This window comes from Roseofilum sp. Guam (assembly GCF_017746735.1).
Taxonomy (GTDB): domain Bacteria; phylum Cyanobacteriota; class Cyanobacteriia; order Cyanobacteriales; family Desertifilaceae; genus Roseofilum; species Roseofilum reptotaenium.
The window spans coordinates 64457-80949 of sequence record NZ_JAGHZN010000009.1 but is presented as its reverse complement, the minus strand read 5'-3'; the positions used below and the strand labels follow the sequence as shown (position 1 = coordinate 80949).

Below are 16493 nucleotides of genomic sequence, written 5' to 3'. Positions count from 1 at the left end.
GCTATACTCGAATGTCTGATACTTAATCTTAATATCGGGTCTATCCCGAATGCTGTTACTGTTACCCCAAGTTTAAACACCGTGCCTAACATCAAGTCTGCTATCAAGCGCGTTCAAATTGCTGAACGTAATCGTCTCCGGAACAAAGCCTATAAATCTGCGGTAAGGACTCTGATGAAAAAATTCTTTACCGCCGTTGAAGAGCAAAGCGCCAGCCCTAGCCCAGAAAAAGCGCAGGAAATTCAAACCCTGATGAATCAAGCGTACAGCAAAATTGATAAATCGGTAAAACGAGGCGTACTTCACCGGAACACTGGGTCTCGTCGTAAAGCCCGTCTAGCCAAAGCGCTGAAAAAACTGGAAACTCCAGCGGCCTCCTGAAGCCTTTCCCATTCTAATCCCCTGTCAGTTTGGGGTAACTTCATCTCCTAACCCACCGTCAATTCACCCCAAACTCCTTCCCCCTGGGTCATCAGCCCAAGATTGTCCTCCTGAAAATTTGGGACTGATCGCCAGGATTCGGTTAATGATCGAGAGTTGGGTAAAGCGGTTTCGGCTATTGCTGACCCTTGAGAGTGCTTGTTAAACCCTGAAATTTGGGAGAATCATGCAGTTAATCGATACCCATGTACACATCAATTTTGATGTGTACAATCAAGAAAGAGACGATATAAGAAACCGATGGTCTACAGCCGAAGTGGTTCAATTGATCCATTCCTGTGTGACCCCCAAGGAATTTGAAAGTATCCAAACCTTAGCCCACCAGTATGAGGAACTCTATTTTGCCGTTGGTTTCCATCCCCTAGAGAGCCAGGATTGGGTTCCAGAAATAGGGGAGCAAATTTTAAATTTAGCCCAAAGCGATCCCAAAGTGGTGGCGATCGGGGAAACAGGCTTAGATTTTTACAAAGCGAGTAACCAAACGCAACAACAGCAGGCCCTAGGGGCGCAACTGGAAATTGCCTATAAACTGGATTTACCCGTGATTATTCACTGTCGGGATGCAGCAGCCCCCTTAGCTGAATACCTGAGAAAATTTTACCAAACCCATGGAGAACTCAAAGGGGTGATGCATTGTTGGGGAGGAACACCAGAAGAAACCCAATGGTTTTTAGACCTAGGGTTTTATATTAGCTTTAGTGGCACAGTCACCTTTAAAAAAGCCACTCAAATTCAAGAATCCTGTCAAATGGTGCCCAGCGATCGCCTCCTGATCGAAACCGACTGTCCCTTCCTAGCTCCTGTCCCCAAACGAGGCAAACGGAATGAACCGGCTTATGTTCGCTATGTGGCAGAGGCGATTGCCTCCCTGCGAGACATCCCCTTAGAAACCCTAGCACTCTCAACTACCCAAAACGCCCAAACCCTCTTTCAACTGCCCACGTTGTAGATGGGGGGATGGGGGTATCGGAAGATAGAGGGACACACAGACGTGAAGACGCAAAGACGCGTGGAGGAGAGGACACGCAGACACGGAAAAATTGATTCCCTATTCCCTATTCCCTATTCCCTAAATTTGCCTAGCTAATTACCTACTCTTGATAATGAATCAGATTACCGAAACTTCCACCCAGTTTACCCTACCCGATCTGGTCGAAATCCAACGCTCAAGCTTTCGCTGGTTTCTAGAAGAAGGATTAATTGAAGAACTCGATAGCTTCTCTCCCATCTCTGACTATACCGGAAAACTCGAACTTCATTTTATTGGCAAAAACTATAAACTTAAACGTCCCAAATACGAAGTAGACGAAGCCAAACGCCGGGACGCAACCTATGCCGTGCAAATGTATGTGCCCACCCGCCTGATCAACAAAGAAACTGGAGAAATTAAAGAACAAGAAGTCTTCATTGGCGAACTGCCCTTAATGACTGATCGCGGAACCTTCATTATTAACGGGGCAGAACGGGTCATTGTCAACCAAATTGTCCGGTCTCCAGGAGTCTACTACAAATCCGAAACCGACAAAAACGGCCGTCGCACCTACAACGCCTCCCTAATTCCCAACCGAGGCGCATGGCTCAAATTTGAAACCGACAAAAACGGCCTCGTTTGGGTAAGAATCGATAAAACCCGCAAACTCTCCGCTCAAGTCCTACTGAAAGCCCTAGGCATGAGTACGGGTGAAATCTTGGAAGGTCTGCGTCACCCTGACTACTTCCAAAAAACCATCGAAAAAGAAGGAGACTTCTCCGACGAAGAAGCCCTACTCGAACTCTACCGCAAACTGCGCCCTGGAGAACCTCCTACTGTCAACGGTGGACAACAACTCCTAGAGTCCAGATTCTTTGACCCCAAGCGCTATGATCTCGGCAAAGTAGGGCGTTATAAACTGAACCGAAAACTGGGCTTAACTGTCCCCGCCAGCATCAGAGTTCTCACCCCCAAAGACATCATGTCTGCCATCAACTACCTGATTAACCTTGAATTCGATCTCGGTAGTATTGATGACATCGATCACTTGGGGAACCGGCGGATTCGCTCCGTAGGGGAACTTCTACAAAATCAAGTCAGAGTGGGATTAAATCGCCTAGAACGTATCATTCGCGAACGGATGACTGTTTCTGACTCTGACTCCCTGACCCCCACCTCCCTGGTCAATCCGAAGCCGCTTGTAGCTGCGATCAAAGAGTTCTTCGGCTCTTCCCAGCTCTCCCAATTCATGGATCAAACCAACCCCCTAGCAGAACTGACCCACAAACGGCGCTTAAGCGCCCTAGGGCCAGGAGGACTCACCCGCGAACGAGCGGGCTTTGCAGTACGGGATATTCACCCCTCCCACTACGGTCGCATCTGCCCGATTGAAACCCCAGAAGGACCAAACGCGGGATTGATCGGTTCCTTGGCCACTCACGCCAAGGTCAACGAATTCGGCTTTATTGCGACCCCCTACTATCCTGTAGAAAACGGATATGTACGCCGAGACCTAACTCCCCTCTTCATGACGGCTGATGAAGAAGACGACCTCCAGGTAGCTCCCGGAGACATTTCTTGCGATGAAGAGGGCAAAATTTTAGGGGAGATTATTCCCGTGCGCTATCGCCAGGAATTTACTACTGCTGCCCCCACCCAGGTAGACTATGTAGCCGTTTCTCCCGTACAGATTATCTCGGTGGCAACCTCCTTAATTCCGTTCCTGGAACATGATGACGCGAACCGTGCTCTGATGGGATCGAACATGCAACGGCAAGCTGTCCCCCTACTCCGGCCAGAGCGACCCTTAGTGGGGACAGGTCTGGAACCCCAAGCTGCCCGCGACTCCGGCATGGTAATTGTCTCCAAGACCAATGGTGTCGTTAGCTTTGTAGACGCAACCAAGATTCAGGTCACTTCCGATCCAGAAACATCGGAGGAGGGTTCAGAAGGAGCGATTCCCCAGATCGTTGAATATCAGTTGCAAAAATATCAACGGTCAAACCAAGATACCTGTTTATCTCAGCGTCCCATTGTTTATGAAGGCGATCGCGTTTTAGTCGGTCAAATTCTGGCTGACGGCAGTGCCACAGAAGGGGGAGAGTTGGCCCTAGGTCAAAATATCCTAGTAGCCTACATGCCTTGGGAAGGCTACAACTACGAGGATGCAATCCTGATTTCCGAGCGTCTGGTGTCCGAAGATCTGTATACATCCATCCACGTAGAAAAATACGAAATTGAAGCTAGGCAAACTAAACTCGGCCCCGAAGAAATCACCCGCGAAATTCCCAACGTCGGTGAAGATTCCCTGCGCAACTTAGACGAAGGTGGCATCATCCGTAAAGGTGCTTGGGTAGAATCTGGGGATATCCTCGTCGGTAAAGTGACTCCTAAGGGAGAATCCGATCAACCCCCAGAAGAAAAACTCCTCCGAGCCATTTTCGGTGAAAAAGCCCGGGATGTGCGGGATAACTCCCTGCGAGTTCCCAATGGTGAAAAGGGGCGCGTGGTAGACGTGCGTATCTTTACCCGCGAAGAAGGGGATGAACTGCCCCCTGGAGCCAATATGGTCGTCCGCGTCTATGTGGCCCAAAAACGGAAGATCCAAGTGGGCGATAAGATGGCAGGACGACATGGGAATAAGGGGATTATTTCCCGGATTTTGCCCCTTGAAGATATGCCCTATCTGCCCGATGGCACGCCCGTGGATATCGTCTTAAATCCCCTAGGGGTTCCCTCCCGGATGAATGTGGGTCAAGTATTTGAGTGTCTGTTGGGATGGGCAGGTGAAAACCTAGAGCGACGGTTTAAGCTCCAACCCTTTGATGAAATGCACAGCCGGGAAATGTCTAGGGCGACAGTACATAACAAACTCAAAGAAGCTGCCCATTACACGGGTAAAGAGTGGCTCTATGACCCCAAAAATGCAGGCAAAATCCAGTTGTTTGACGGTCGCACAGGTGAGGCCTTTGACCGCCCGATTACGGTGGGTAAAGCTTATATGCTGAAATTGGTTCACTTAGTAGATGACAAGATCCATGCTCGCTCAACTGGCCCTTACTCCTTGGTAACTCAACAGCCTTTGGGTGGAAAAGCCCAACAGGGTGGACAACGGTTCGGAGAAATGGAAGTTTGGGCGCTTGAGGCCTTCGGTGCCGCCTATACCTTGCAAGAGTTATTGACCGTCAAATCTGATGATATGCAAGGCCGAAATGAGGCTCTCAATGCCATTGTTAAAGGTAAAGCCATTCCCCGACCGGGAACGCCAGAATCGTTTAAGGTACTGATGCGAGAATTGCAATCCCTCTGTTTAGACATTGGGGTGCATAAAGTCGAAACTCGTGAAGATGGAGATTCCAGTGATGTGGAAATTGACTTGATGCAAGAAGGAACCGGCCGGCGATCGCCCAATCGACCGACCTATGAATCGATTTCTACGGACTTCTCTGACCAATAAGTGCTTCACGCAGCAGAAGGGGAATGGGTCATAGAGGAATTCCCCATTCCCTATTCCCTATTCCCCATTCCCTATTCCCTATTCCCCATTCCCTAATTCCCATGATCTTCAAAAATCGCGTTATTGATAAAGGCCAACTGAAAAAACTGATTGCTGCTGCATTTACCCAATACGGTAGCGCTCGAACTTCCCAAATGGCAGACCGGCTCAAAAATCTGGGCTTTCGCTTTGCCACTCGTGCTGGAGTCAGTATCAGTGTAGATGATTTGCAGATTCCTCCATCCAAACAAGAATTACTCGAAGCTGCTGAAGAACAAATCCGCGAAATTGAATTGCGCTATTCTAAGGGTGAAATTACGGAAGTAGAACGATTTCAACGGGTAATTGATACCTGGAACTCCACCAGTGAAGCCCTCAAGGATGAAGTGGTCCGCTATTTTAAAGCGACTAATCCCCTGAATAGCGTGTATATGATGGCGTTTTCTGGGGCACGGGGGAATATTTCCCAGGTGCGTCAGTTGGTGGGAATGCGGGGGCTGATGGCCGATCCCCAGGGGGAAATTATTTCCTTGCCCATTAAAACCAATTTCCGGGAAGGGTTAACCGTAACCGAGTATATTATTTCCTCCTATGGAGCCAGAAAAGGTCTGGTGGATACGGCGCTCCGGACGGCAGATAGTGGATATTTAACCCGGCGCTTGGTGGATGTGTCCCAAGATGTGATTATTCGGGAACTCGACTGCGGAACAGCCCGGGGAATTACCGTGGAGGCGATGTGTGAGGGCGATCGCACCCTGATTCCCCTAGCCGATCGCCTGTTGGGTCGCTCTTTGGCTGAAGATGTGGTCTCGGAAACCGGGGAGTTGGTGGCCAAGCGCAATGATTGGCTCAGTGAGCAGCTCGCCAAAGCAGTGGCCCAACACCGGAAAACGGTCAAAGTGCGATCGCCTCTGACCTGCGAAGCGGCGCGCTCGGTTTGCCAGGCATGCTACGGCTGGAGTTTGGCCCACCATGCCCCAGTGGATTTAGGGGAAGCAGTGGGGATTATTGCCGCCCAGTCGATTGGCGAACCGGGGACCCAGCTCACGATGAGGACATTCCATACGGGGGGCGTATTCTCTGGGGCAGCCCGGGATATCCTGGCTCCGACGGGGGGCAAAATCAACTATGCCGAAGTCAAAACCCGTAAGGTTAAAAGCAAACAGGGCCAAGAAATTCGGGTAGAAACAGGAGGGGTACTGGAGCTGATTGTAGATGTGGAAATTCGGGAGTTGGAGGCGGGCCAAACCGAGCAGAGTGGCGGTGCTCTTGACCAGAAGAAAAAACACAATATCCACAAAATTCCCATCAGTGCGGGGTCTCGTCTGCTGGTCGAAGATGGGCAGATGATTAAACCCGGGACGATTATTGCCAATACGCCTCCTTCGAGGGCAGCCAGCCGTTCTACGGAGCGAGCAACGAAGGATGTGAGTACGGATATTGCCGGAGAAGTCTGTTTTGAAGGCATCATCCCGGAAGAAAAACGCGATCGCCAAGGGGCAACGACGGTGATTGCCCGGACAGGCGGCCTGATTTGGGTCTTATCTGGAGAAGTCTATAACCTGCCCTCGGATGCCAAACCGGTGGTCAAAAACCAAGACCAGGTGCGATCGCTCGATGTCCTGGCCATGAGTACCATCACCACCAAACATGGGGGACTGGTGCGCCTGCCCGATGGCCCGGAAGGGCGGGAAGTGGAAATTATCACCGCCCAAGTCACTTTAGACCAGGCAACGGTGACAATTAAAGACAAAGGCAGCAAGGAAATCTACTTAATCACGACCCGCGAGGGCGAGCAGTTTTCCCTGCTGGCCACCCCGGGAAGTAAAGTGACCTCTGGCCAAGTCGTTGCCGAACTGATTGACCAGAGCTATCGCACCCTGACGGGGGGAACGGTCCGTTATGCGGGCATTGAAACGAAACGGCGCAGCGGCACGAGCAAATACGGACAAGAAGTGGTGAAGGGGGGAACCCTACTGTGGATTCCGGAAGAGTCCCACGAAGTGAACAAGGATATTTCCCTGCTGATGGTCGAAGATGGGCAATATGTAGAAGCGGGAACAGAGGTGGTCAAAGACATCTTCTGCCAAACCTCTGGGATCGTCACGGTGGTGCAGAAAAACGACATTCTGCGGGAAATCATCATTAAACCGGGAGAACTCCATCTGATTACGGACCCGGAACAGATGCCCGCGGAAGGCATCGTCCGTCCCCCAGAAAGGGTCATGGGCCAAGAAGTCGAGCAGCTCTGCACCCTAGAGATTGTCCAAACCCCGGAAGGGATGGGTGCCCTGTTGCGCCCGGTGGCGGAGTACCCGGTTTCGGATAATCCTCCGGGGCCGTCTACTTCGACGGGGGAGAAGGATTTGATTCAACTGCGCACGGCGCAACGGTTGCCCTATAAGGATGGCGAGCGGATTAAGTCGGTTCAAGGGGTAGACTTGGTGCGCACCCATTTAATCCTGGAGATTAACCCAGACTATGCGGGCCAGACTTCGAGTGCGGGAGCGAGTTCTTTGCAGGGCTTAGAACTGGTGGCCGACATTGAACTGGTGCCGGCTCCGGAGTTGAACGAAACGACGGAGGAGGGAGAGGTTATTGAAGTGATGCGCCTCCAGTTGGTGATTTTGGAGTCTCTGTTGATTCGCCGGGAAGGGATAGCGGACTTGACCCAAGGACAAATCCGGACGCAACTGTTGGTGGCCGATGGGGCCGAAGTTGGGGCTGGGGATGTGATTGCTTCGACGGAGATTCTGTGTAATTCCCCGGGGGAAATTGCTGGGCTGCGGGAGGAGGATGAGCAGGTTAGACGGTTGCTGGTGGTTCGAGGGAGCGATCGCCGAACCCTAGATCTGCAAGAGCAAATCGACCAGCTCCAAGTGAAGGAAGGAGACCTACTGGTGGCGGGAGAGGAAGTTGCGCCGGGCATTCGGCTTCCAGAGTCGAGCAAGGTTGAATTTATTGACCCCACCGACAAAACTCTAGTCCTGCGTTCTGCCCGTCCGTACCGAGTTTCTCCGGGTGCGGTCCTGCACCTGGGAGACGGGGGACTGGTCCAACGGGGCGATAAACTGGTTCTGTTGGTCTTCGAGCGGGCTAAAACGGGGGATATTATTCAAGGTCTGCCCCGGATTGAAGAACTGCTAGAAGCACGCAAACCGAAGGAAGCCTGTGTCTTGGCCCGTCGTCCTGGAGAAATCCAAACAGTGGAAGGGGAAGATGACGTGCGAGCCATCCGCGTTGTGGAAATTGATGGGACTTTGACCACGTATACGCTGCTGCCCGGCCAGAGCTTGATGGTGGTGGAAGGGGAACGAGTCGAAGCGGGAGGCCCGATTTCTGATGGTCAACAAAATCCCCACGAACTGCTGGAGATTAAGTTTGGCTGGTATTTGGAGCAGGGAATGTCCCATTACGAAGCGGCGATGGCGGCTTTGGCTGAGGTGCAACAATTTTTGGTGGATGCGGTGCAGGGGGTGTACCAGTCCCAAGGGATTGATATTGCGGACAAACATATTGAGGTGATTGTTCGCCAGATGACTTCTAAGGTGCGCCTGGATGATGGGGGAGATACGACGATGTTACCTGGGGAGCTGATGGAGTTATACCAAGTGGAGCAAGTGAATGAGGCGATGTCGATTACGGGGGGTGCACCTGCCCGGTATACTCCAGTACTGCTGGGGATTACGAAGGCTTCGTTGAATACGGATAGCTTTATTAGTGCGGCGAGTTTCCAGGAGACGACGCGGGTGCTGACGGAGGCCGCGATCGAGGGTAAGTCGGACTGGTTGAGGGGCTTGAAGGAAAATGTGATTATCGGGCGCTTGATTCCGGCGGGAACTGGGTTTAATGCCTATGAGGATGGGTTTAGGGGCCAAATTGCCCCGGATTATGATACGAGGGGGGATCTCGATGACGAAATTGTGGGATCGGGTCTATCGGACAGCTTCTTGCCTGGCCATGGATATTCGGGTGGGTCTGATGATTCTGAATATGGGGTGATGTCTGATGAGTTTTCTGCTCCGACTGGCCGGAATATGTCGTATCCGATGTTTGATAATTCAGAGTCGGATGTGGATGATTTGCAGGATTTGGTGGTCGATGACCGCACAGCCTACCGCTTAGATCCGAAATCGAGCGCCCAGAAGCCAGGGACTAAAAAGGGCAAAACCCCGAAAGGAAAGCCAAAAAAGGCCGAGCCGGCGATCGATATGGATTTAGATTTGGAGGAGGAAGAGCTAATCTATGATCCAATGGAGGATGATCAGGATTAGCTAGAGCGCTTGGCGCTCTAGAAAAGGCAGTAGGGGCTTGCATCTTGTTTGCCCCTACTTGTTGTCCTCAGATCATTTCTCTATGAAGATTCACGTTCACAAGAGACTGGGGCCTTTTGCTTTGCCCTTTAATTTAATCCTAACCAACTTAGAACACCCTGTCCGGTGACGTATTCAATGACTAGAGTAACGCTAAAACCGACCATGGCGGCTCGACCATTGAGGCGCTCGGCATAATCGTTAAATCCGAGTTTGGGTTGAGGGAGTTTGGGGGATACAGTGGGTTTGAGTTCAGCCATAATTGAGGATAAAAGTCGTTAAAGTTTACAATTCTTAATATTTCCCCTAATTATAATGCCATTTGAGTCCTTTCTGCTCAGTCAGGAATACCCTAGAGCAGTTATATAGCACGTCTCTCTTCTGGAGGAGTACAGCTTGAAACCTTAGACCCTAAGCAATACAGGCTATTCCCTAGGGAATAGGGAGTAGGAAAGGCAGAAAGCCTCTAGATCCCTGATCGCCTCGTAGTCAGCTAATTTGCCCCCAACTTACCCATTTTTAATTTTTAATTGATATAAGCTGGATCTAGAGGGATTTCAGCATGAAGAGGTAATTGATGGATATCGGAGTTCCTAAAGAACGGAAAGATCAAGAATTTCGGGTGGGACTCACCCCTAGTAGTGTACGGGTGTTGACTGAACGGGGTCATCAGGTCTTTGTGGAAACTAGAGCAGGTGACGGGGCTGGGTTCATAGATGGAGATTACTTAGATGTGGGGGCAAAGATTGTCCCTTCTCCAGATCTGGCCTGGGATCAGGAGTTGGTAGTAAAGGTAAAGGAACCGTTAGCTTCTGAGTATGGGTTTTTGACTTCTGGAAAGTTATTGTTTACTTATCTACATTTGGCGGCCGATCGCCCCTTAACGGAAAAATTAATAAAATCGGGGACATTGGCGATCGCCTATGAAACCGTAGAATTACCCGATGGTCGCCTACCCCTGCTCACGCCCATGAGCGTTATTGCTGGCCGGCTATCTGTGCAGTTTGGGGCCCGTTTCTTAGAGCGACAACAGGGGGGGCGAGGAGTTCTATTAGGCGGTATTCCAGGAGTTAGTCCCGGACAAGTAGTTATTCTTGGCGGGGGGGTCGTTGGTACAGAAGCCGCCCGCATTGCCATAGGAATGGGAGCCAAAGTCCAAATTCTAGATATTAATGTGGAGCGCCTGGCAGAGCTAGAAACCCTATTTGGTTCCAGAGTGGAACTGCTCTATAGTAATTCGGCGCAAATTGAACGAGTGGTTCCCGAGGCAGATCTGCTTGTTGGGGCTGTATTAGTCTTAGGTCGTCGTGCCCCTCAATTGGTTGCCCGCAGTTTAGTGGGGAGAATGAAACCTGGCTCGGTGCTGATTGATGTTTCCGTTGATCAAGGGGGATGTATCGAAACTCTGCACCCCACTTCCCACACCCAACCCATCTATATAGAGGAAGGGGTTGTCCATTATGGTGTCCCCAATATGCCAGGAGCCGTACCTTGGACAGCAACCCAAGCCTTGAATAATGCAACCCTGCCCTATGTGTTGCAATTAGCCCATGCGGGAGTCGGCGCTCTGAAGCAAAATCCTGCTTTGGCCAAGGGAGTGAATATCAAGAATAATCATATTGTCCATCCAGCCATTCATGACTGCTTTCCAGATTTGGTCACTTGAGGAATTGAGAGTATACCAGGAAGAATGGGAGTCGGTTATGCCCCGTCTTCATGTACTTCCTGAAGAATCTGCGTCTCTTTAGAGCATAGAATGTCAAAAGCGTCTCACTTTGCGGTACAACTAGAAGTAAGATAAACCGATAAAAAACTTTACTGAATCTGGAGGAAAAAACTATGGATTGGCGTGTAGTCGTTGTTTTACTACCGATCGCTATAGCTGGAGGATGGGCCCTTTTCAATATTGGTGCAGCCGCTTTAAATCAGATTCAGAACTTGTTAAACAACGAGGAAGCGTAGATTGCCACAATCAGGTAAATCCCTGATGTGCTGGGGGGGCTAGATCTCCTAGCCCCCTAATTGTTGGTTCTATGGAATCGATATCTTTCGTGATAGCCAATGGTGATCCAATTCTCCGACCTTATTACCTATTCCCTATTACCTATTCCCTAGCGCGAAGCGCTATAACTTGTGACAAATGGAGATTTTGCAATCCATTCCTCCCTTACCTCCTTCTCTGGAGATTTGGCAACAAACGATGAGTTGGCAACCTACCCCCAGCCAATTAGATCAATTCCAGCAGCTCTATGGCTTAATTTTAGCGGGGAATCGTCACATGAATTTAACCCGCATTACTGAGCCAACCGAGTTTTGGGAAAAGCATTTATGGGATTCTATTCGCCCTCTGGCGTTTGGTCTATCTTCCCCTCAACCGCAAGATTTACCGCTCCAACCGTGGACTACGGATCGACCCCTGCGAGGTCTGGATATTGGGACTGGGGGAGGATTTCCTGGATTTCCGGTGGCGTTTAGTTTAGGAGCAATTTATCCGCAATTAGAGTTAACGTTGCTCGATAGTACGCAAAAGAAGATCCTGTTTTTAGAAGAGGCGATCGCCACTCTAAAGTTACCCGATATTAGGGCTACTGTGGGCAGAGCCGAACAGATTCATCATCAACCCGACTATTATCAACAGTATGATTTTTGTTTAATCCGAGCTGTAGCCAAAGCTGAAGTCTGTGTACAGTATGCCTTTCCCTTTTTGAAACCAGGGGGTCTGGTCATTTTATATCGGGGGCGCTGGACTCAGGACGAGGAAAAAATCCTCAACCAAACCCTACGCAGTTTAAGAGGAAAGTTAATCTGGATAGATGCCTTTATCACTCCACTCAGTCAAGCCACGCGACACTGTATTTATGTGCGAAAGGAATGTTTACCATTACCGGTTACCCGTTGCCTATAAACCATAGATAAAGTTAATCAATAAGGGAACTGTAAACATCATTAAGATACTTAAAGGTGCGCCCACTTTGGTAAAGTCAAAAAACTTATAGCCTCCTGGACTATACACCATGGCATTCGTTTGATATCCAATCGGAGTCATAAAACTATTGGAGGCAGCAAAAACAACCGCATACATAAAAGCATAGGGGTTCAAGTCTAGGGTTTTAGCGACTTCCACAGCAATGGGTAACATTAGAATGACGGAGGCATTATTAGAAAGAATTTCGGTGAGCAGGGAAGTAATAATAAAGAAAAAAAACAGTATCCAATAACCGGAAAAATTTCCTCCTAAATGGATTAAGTTTTGAGCCAACCATTGAGTTGCCCCAGATTTATTCATCGCTATACCTAGGGGAATTAAACCGGCTAAGAGGAAAATGACATCCCAGCGCACAGACCCATAAATTTCCCCTGGTTTTAAACATCCCGTCATAATCATTAACACTACGCCAGTTAAAGAACTGACTAAGATCGGCAAGATATTAAAAGCGGCTAACAAAATCACTCCGGTTGTAATTCCTAGGGCTGTCTTTGCTTTTTGTCGCCTTGAAATATCTACAGGTTTTTCTTCTAAAACCAGTAACTCACGGGTCGTTTGTAAACCCAAGAAACTCTGTCTTGGCCCTTGAATTAATAACAAATCTCCAAATTTCAATCGGATTTTACCGAGTCGTCCTTGGACGAATTCTGCACCTCTTCTAATGGCTAATACGGTCGCATTGTAGCGTTGTCTAAATCGCAATTCTTTTAAGGTAGTTCCAATCAATCTTGAATTCGATAAAATTAGAACTTCTGCAATTTTTTCTTCTCCTGAAGCGATGACTTTTTCTATGGGTTGTTCTTGAAATTTGACATCGGCTAAAATTTCTAGCCCCCTGGATTCTCGAATTTTGAGTAATTCGTCTCGACTGCTCCGAATCACGAGAATATCACCGGCATTTAGAACTTTATCCCCTAGAGGTTGGGAAAAGCGCTGTTTATCACGAATAATTTCGAGTACATCTAAGTCAAATTTACGCTGAATTTTGGTTCTTTGTAACGTCTTACCAATTAAGCTCGATCGCGGACTAATGACGACTTCACTGACATAGTCTTTAAGGTTATAATCTTCTCCTACAAGGTGAGTTTGATGATCGGGGAGTAATTTGGGCGCGACTAAAGCTAAATAGGTGAGGCCAATAATAAATACTAATACTCCCAATTTGGTAAACTGAAAGACTGAAAATTCACCATAGCCGAGTTGAGCCGATACACCACTGGCAAGAATATTGGTTGATGTGCCAATTAAGGTGAGCAATCCGCCTAAAATTGTGGAATAAGATAAGGGAATGAGTAACTTACTGGGTGAAATTTTTTGGCGTTTACTCCATTCTTCAATAATCGGCAAAAAGATAGCTACAATTGCGGTATTATTAATGAATCCTGAGATAGGCCCGACAATTGAACCCATGACGAAAACTTGCTGAGAGGGATGATTTCCTGCCCAACGGATTATCCGGTTCCGGACAACTTGAATCACACCGGTTTTGGTGATTCCTGCACTGAGGATAAACATGGCCATAACGGTGATTGTGGCAGGATTACTAAAGCCAGAAATCCCTTCTTCAGGAGTGACCAGTCCCAGTAACATTAAAGCAATGGCAATGGAGAGAGCGGTAATATCGGCAGGTAGCCATTCTGTAATGAAAGAAATTAAACCAAGAACAACAACAGTCAGCGTGAGAATAATGGGCATAGTTGGGGATTAGTGATTTAGAACAGAGAACGAGATGCTTTTCCCTGTTGATTGTTGAGTGTTTAAGGACTGGGGAGTTGAAGTTGTTGTAAGTTGGTGAGGTGTTCGGGGCAAAGGGTGGCAACGCCAGCAACAATGACTTTGCTACTGAATCCAGCAACGGCTTGTGCTTGTGTTTCGGTAACGCCTTGTGCAGCGAGTTGTTGAGCTACCGTGTTGATATGTTCTTCGAGGGTTTGTCCAGAGTTTAAGGCGCTGCATGTTTGTTGGGCTAATTCTAGGGCTTTTTCTTGTCCGATCGCCTGATAAGCTTGTTGTTCGAGGGGCGTTAATAAGGTGGGAAGGAAGTCTTCAAAACTGGCAGGGGTAAGGGGAAGTTGAGCTAATGCAGGGGAGGTGAGACTAACCAGGAGGGAGGTTAGGCTGAGACAGGAGAGTTTGGAGATTAAGGACATGGGTCACGAGTTATTGATCAGATTTTTCCTAGTTTAGCAATTGCATCAGGAATTGCCCTAGGGTTCGAGTTCCTCAAACGTGACTTGGCGTAAGTTGGGGGGAACGATCAGGCGGCGGAAACTGGTTTTATGGCTTTCCCGCTGACCGATCAGTTCGACGGCGATCGCCTCAAATTGGATTTCCATGGCTCCTTTGGGGACAGTAAAGTTAAACAGAATACTGCGACGATCTCGACCATCCGGAACCAGATCGACGATCCAGCGCGGTTCTTCTAAGAGGGTACGGGTTTGGGCATCTACTAACCAGTATTTGATGTGGATATTCGGCGATCGCGTGGCTAAAGAGGCTTTAATGGGAATAATTTCTTCAGCGATCCAGTCCCGCTCTGGTGCTTCTAAGAGGGGAGTCGGTAAAGGAGGTGGAAAAGATAGGGCTTCTGGTTCAGATGATTCTTCTGGAGCTTCAGATCCAATATGTGCCTGGGCGTAGCTCCGATCTAAGACAATTTCTTGGGACTCTTCTGCTGGCGCGAGGAGCAAGGGAAAACTAGCGGTACCTTCTAAACTATGGGTAGAGTCCTCTTCGACTAACTCGCCTTCAATCACATCATCTTCTTCAAAGTCTGCCGCGATCGCCTCTTCTTCTTCTGAGTTGGTATTATCTTCTACCCAATCTTCTGCCTCTTTAGCTAGATCGTTGAGTCGCTCGCTAAATTTATCTTGCAGATGTAGGGAGTGAAATGCTTCATCTACGGGGGAAGGGGGAGAGGGTTCTGGGAGTTCGGCCGTTTCTTCCTGGGCTTTGTGGTTGAGATTCAGGGGGGGTAAGGTGAGATTGAGCTTGGGTTTGGGGAGTTCAGATGAAGGGGGAAGCTGGGGTAAATCGAGATCGGGAGGGGGTTGGATGCCTTGGAGTGAGGGTAATTGCAGATATTTGACTTTGGGAGAGTCAGAGGGGGGAAACAGTTGGGGAGGAAGGGAAGGGGATGCGGACGCTTTCCAGGGTTGATCGGTCTCTGGTGGGGACTCTTTAGCGATGTTGAATAGGTCGAGGTTGACAGTGGGAGGGTTGACAGCCGCAGGCGGAGGGATGGAATCGCTCGTTAGAGGGAAGGGCAGAATGGATGGTTTGCTGGTTTCCTCCGTATCTCGTTGATCGGTAATGGCCTCCATGAGTTGTTGCAAACCGGTAGTAATACTAAATTGGGTTTCGGTGAGGGGGGTTGGCGGAGTTTGGGGGTCTTGAGCGGGAAGAGCTGGAGTTGACCAGGAGTCAAAGAGTTGAGCTTGTCCGAGGATAAAACACAGGGAGGTTAAGGGAGGTAAGTTAAAGCTGTATTCAAAGGGAACGGGTAGACTTTGCACAATAAGCTGGTGTTTAAGTGCTTGGAGAATTTCCAGGTTTTGGGGGTTTTGCAGAGTAATGGCCAGTTGCAGGCCGATGGGTTGGGGAAAGGTTTGGGGGCGATCGCTGCGTAACTGCCCTGTTATGGTAATAGGAGTGTTGCTGGTTTGCACATACATGGTGCGATCGAGAATGAGTTCTAAAGAGGACAGATCCAGGTTTTCCCAGGATGATGAGGAGCCTAAAACTGGAGTCGGTTTGGGTCGTTCTGGGGGAGGAGGAACGTCAAAGAAGCTACTATCATAGGCTTCGGATTCTTCAGATTCTTGGGGTGCTTCAGGTTCTATCTCTTCTTCTACTTCATCTGGTTCTGGATCTAGACATAACGATTCTAGGGAAACTTGATAGTTTTGGGGAGGTTGGTCTGGAGGATGGGCAATACAAGCAATTTCCCACAGTCCTGGTTTCAGGTAAGTGTAGGGAAAGACGACCATCAGGCCTTCTTTGTTGGTGTGGTGCTGACGGGTTTGAACTTGGGGAGGGGAGGAGGGTTGCAATTGGTAGCTGAGGTGAATGGCGATCGCCGTTTGTGGATAGTTAGAGCGCAGGACTAAACGATATTGTCCCTCTAAAACTTCTACACTAGGGGGTTCTAGGGGTAACCAGGCGCGATCGCCGTCTTTTTGAATGAGAAATTCCCAGGCTTTCATATGTGCTGGTTTGCAGGTGTGCCCATCACGGTTGCTTAATTAGGTCTCATCCTAACCTAATTGGGGTCTGTTGGGCGATCAG

The 16493-nt window shown here is 49.1% G+C and carries 11 protein-coding genes; 7 read left to right on the top strand and 4 right to left on the bottom strand.

The genetic code is table 11. The features are described 5' to 3' along the window. Positions 1–81 precede the first annotated feature (81 nt). From rpsT to J7529_RS04640, 4 genes are all read left to right on the top strand, one after another. Entirely contained in the window at positions 82–381 is a 300-nt protein-coding gene (gene rpsT / locus J7529_RS04655; protein WP_271936720.1) for a 30S ribosomal protein S20, read from the top strand. Between the two features lie 226 nt (positions 382–607). Continuing rightward, positions 608–1390, top strand: coding sequence for a TatD family hydrolase (locus tag J7529_RS04650; protein ID WP_318728024.1), 783 nt, complete (start codon positions 608–610; stop codon positions 1388–1390). A gap of 154 nt (positions 1391–1544) precedes the next feature. Continuing rightward, positions 1545–4868 carry a DNA-directed RNA polymerase subunit beta gene (rpoB, locus tag J7529_RS04645; RefSeq protein WP_271936724.1) on the top strand — a complete coding sequence of 1108 codons (3324 nt, stop codon included), beginning with the start codon at positions 1545–1547 and terminating at the stop codon, positions 4866–4868. Positions 4869–4969: 101 nt separating this feature from the next. After that, complete coding sequence (locus J7529_RS04640; RefSeq protein WP_413038808.1) at positions 4970–9181, top strand: DNA-directed RNA polymerase subunit beta'; 4212 nt, start codon at positions 4970–4972, stop codon at positions 9179–9181. Between the two features lie 128 nt (positions 9182–9309). On the opposite strand, the gene J7529_RS04635 is transcribed toward J7529_RS04640, so the two are convergent. Continuing rightward, on the bottom strand, positions 9310–9480 hold the full coding sequence (locus tag J7529_RS04635) for a hypothetical protein (protein WP_271936726.1): 171 nt from the start codon (positions 9478–9480) through the stop codon (positions 9310–9312). Positions 9481–9797: 317 nt separating this feature from the next. Between J7529_RS04635 and ald the strand changes: the two genes are divergently transcribed. From ald to rsmG, 3 genes are all read left to right on the top strand, one after another. Continuing rightward, positions 9798–10886 carry an alanine dehydrogenase gene (gene ald, locus J7529_RS04630; protein WP_318728022.1) on the top strand — a complete coding sequence of 363 codons (1089 nt, stop codon included), beginning with the start codon at positions 9798–9800 and terminating at the stop codon, positions 10884–10886. Between the two features lie 173 nt (positions 10887–11059). Continuing rightward, a complete protein-coding gene (locus J7529_RS04625) occupies positions 11060–11182 on the top strand; it encodes a photosystem II protein Y (protein ID WP_318699483.1) in 123 nt (40 codons plus the stop codon). A gap of 178 nt (positions 11183–11360) precedes the next feature. Next, complete coding sequence (gene rsmG / locus J7529_RS04620) at positions 11361–12125, top strand: 16S rRNA (guanine(527)-N(7))-methyltransferase RsmG (RefSeq protein WP_318728021.1); 765 nt, start codon at positions 11361–11363, stop codon at positions 12123–12125. Here the strand turns inward: rsmG and J7529_RS04615 are convergent. The 3 genes from J7529_RS04615 to J7529_RS04605 form a co-directional block, all read right to left on the bottom strand. Continuing rightward, on the bottom strand, positions 12120–13901 hold the full coding sequence (locus tag J7529_RS04615) for an SLC13 family permease (protein ID WP_318728020.1): 1782 nt from the start codon (positions 13899–13901) through the stop codon (positions 12120–12122). The genes rsmG and J7529_RS04615 overlap by 6 nt on opposite strands. A gap of 62 nt (positions 13902–13963) precedes the next feature. After that, positions 13964–14356 carry a DUF732 domain-containing protein gene (locus J7529_RS04610; protein WP_318728019.1) on the bottom strand — a complete coding sequence of 131 codons (393 nt, stop codon included), beginning with the start codon at positions 14354–14356 and terminating at the stop codon, positions 13964–13966. A gap of 57 nt (positions 14357–14413) precedes the next feature. Next, positions 14414–16411: a hypothetical protein gene (locus J7529_RS04605; RefSeq protein WP_318728018.1), complete on the bottom strand. Its 1998-nt coding sequence runs from the start codon at positions 16409–16411 to the stop codon at positions 14414–14416. Positions 16412–16493 lie beyond the last annotated feature (82 nt).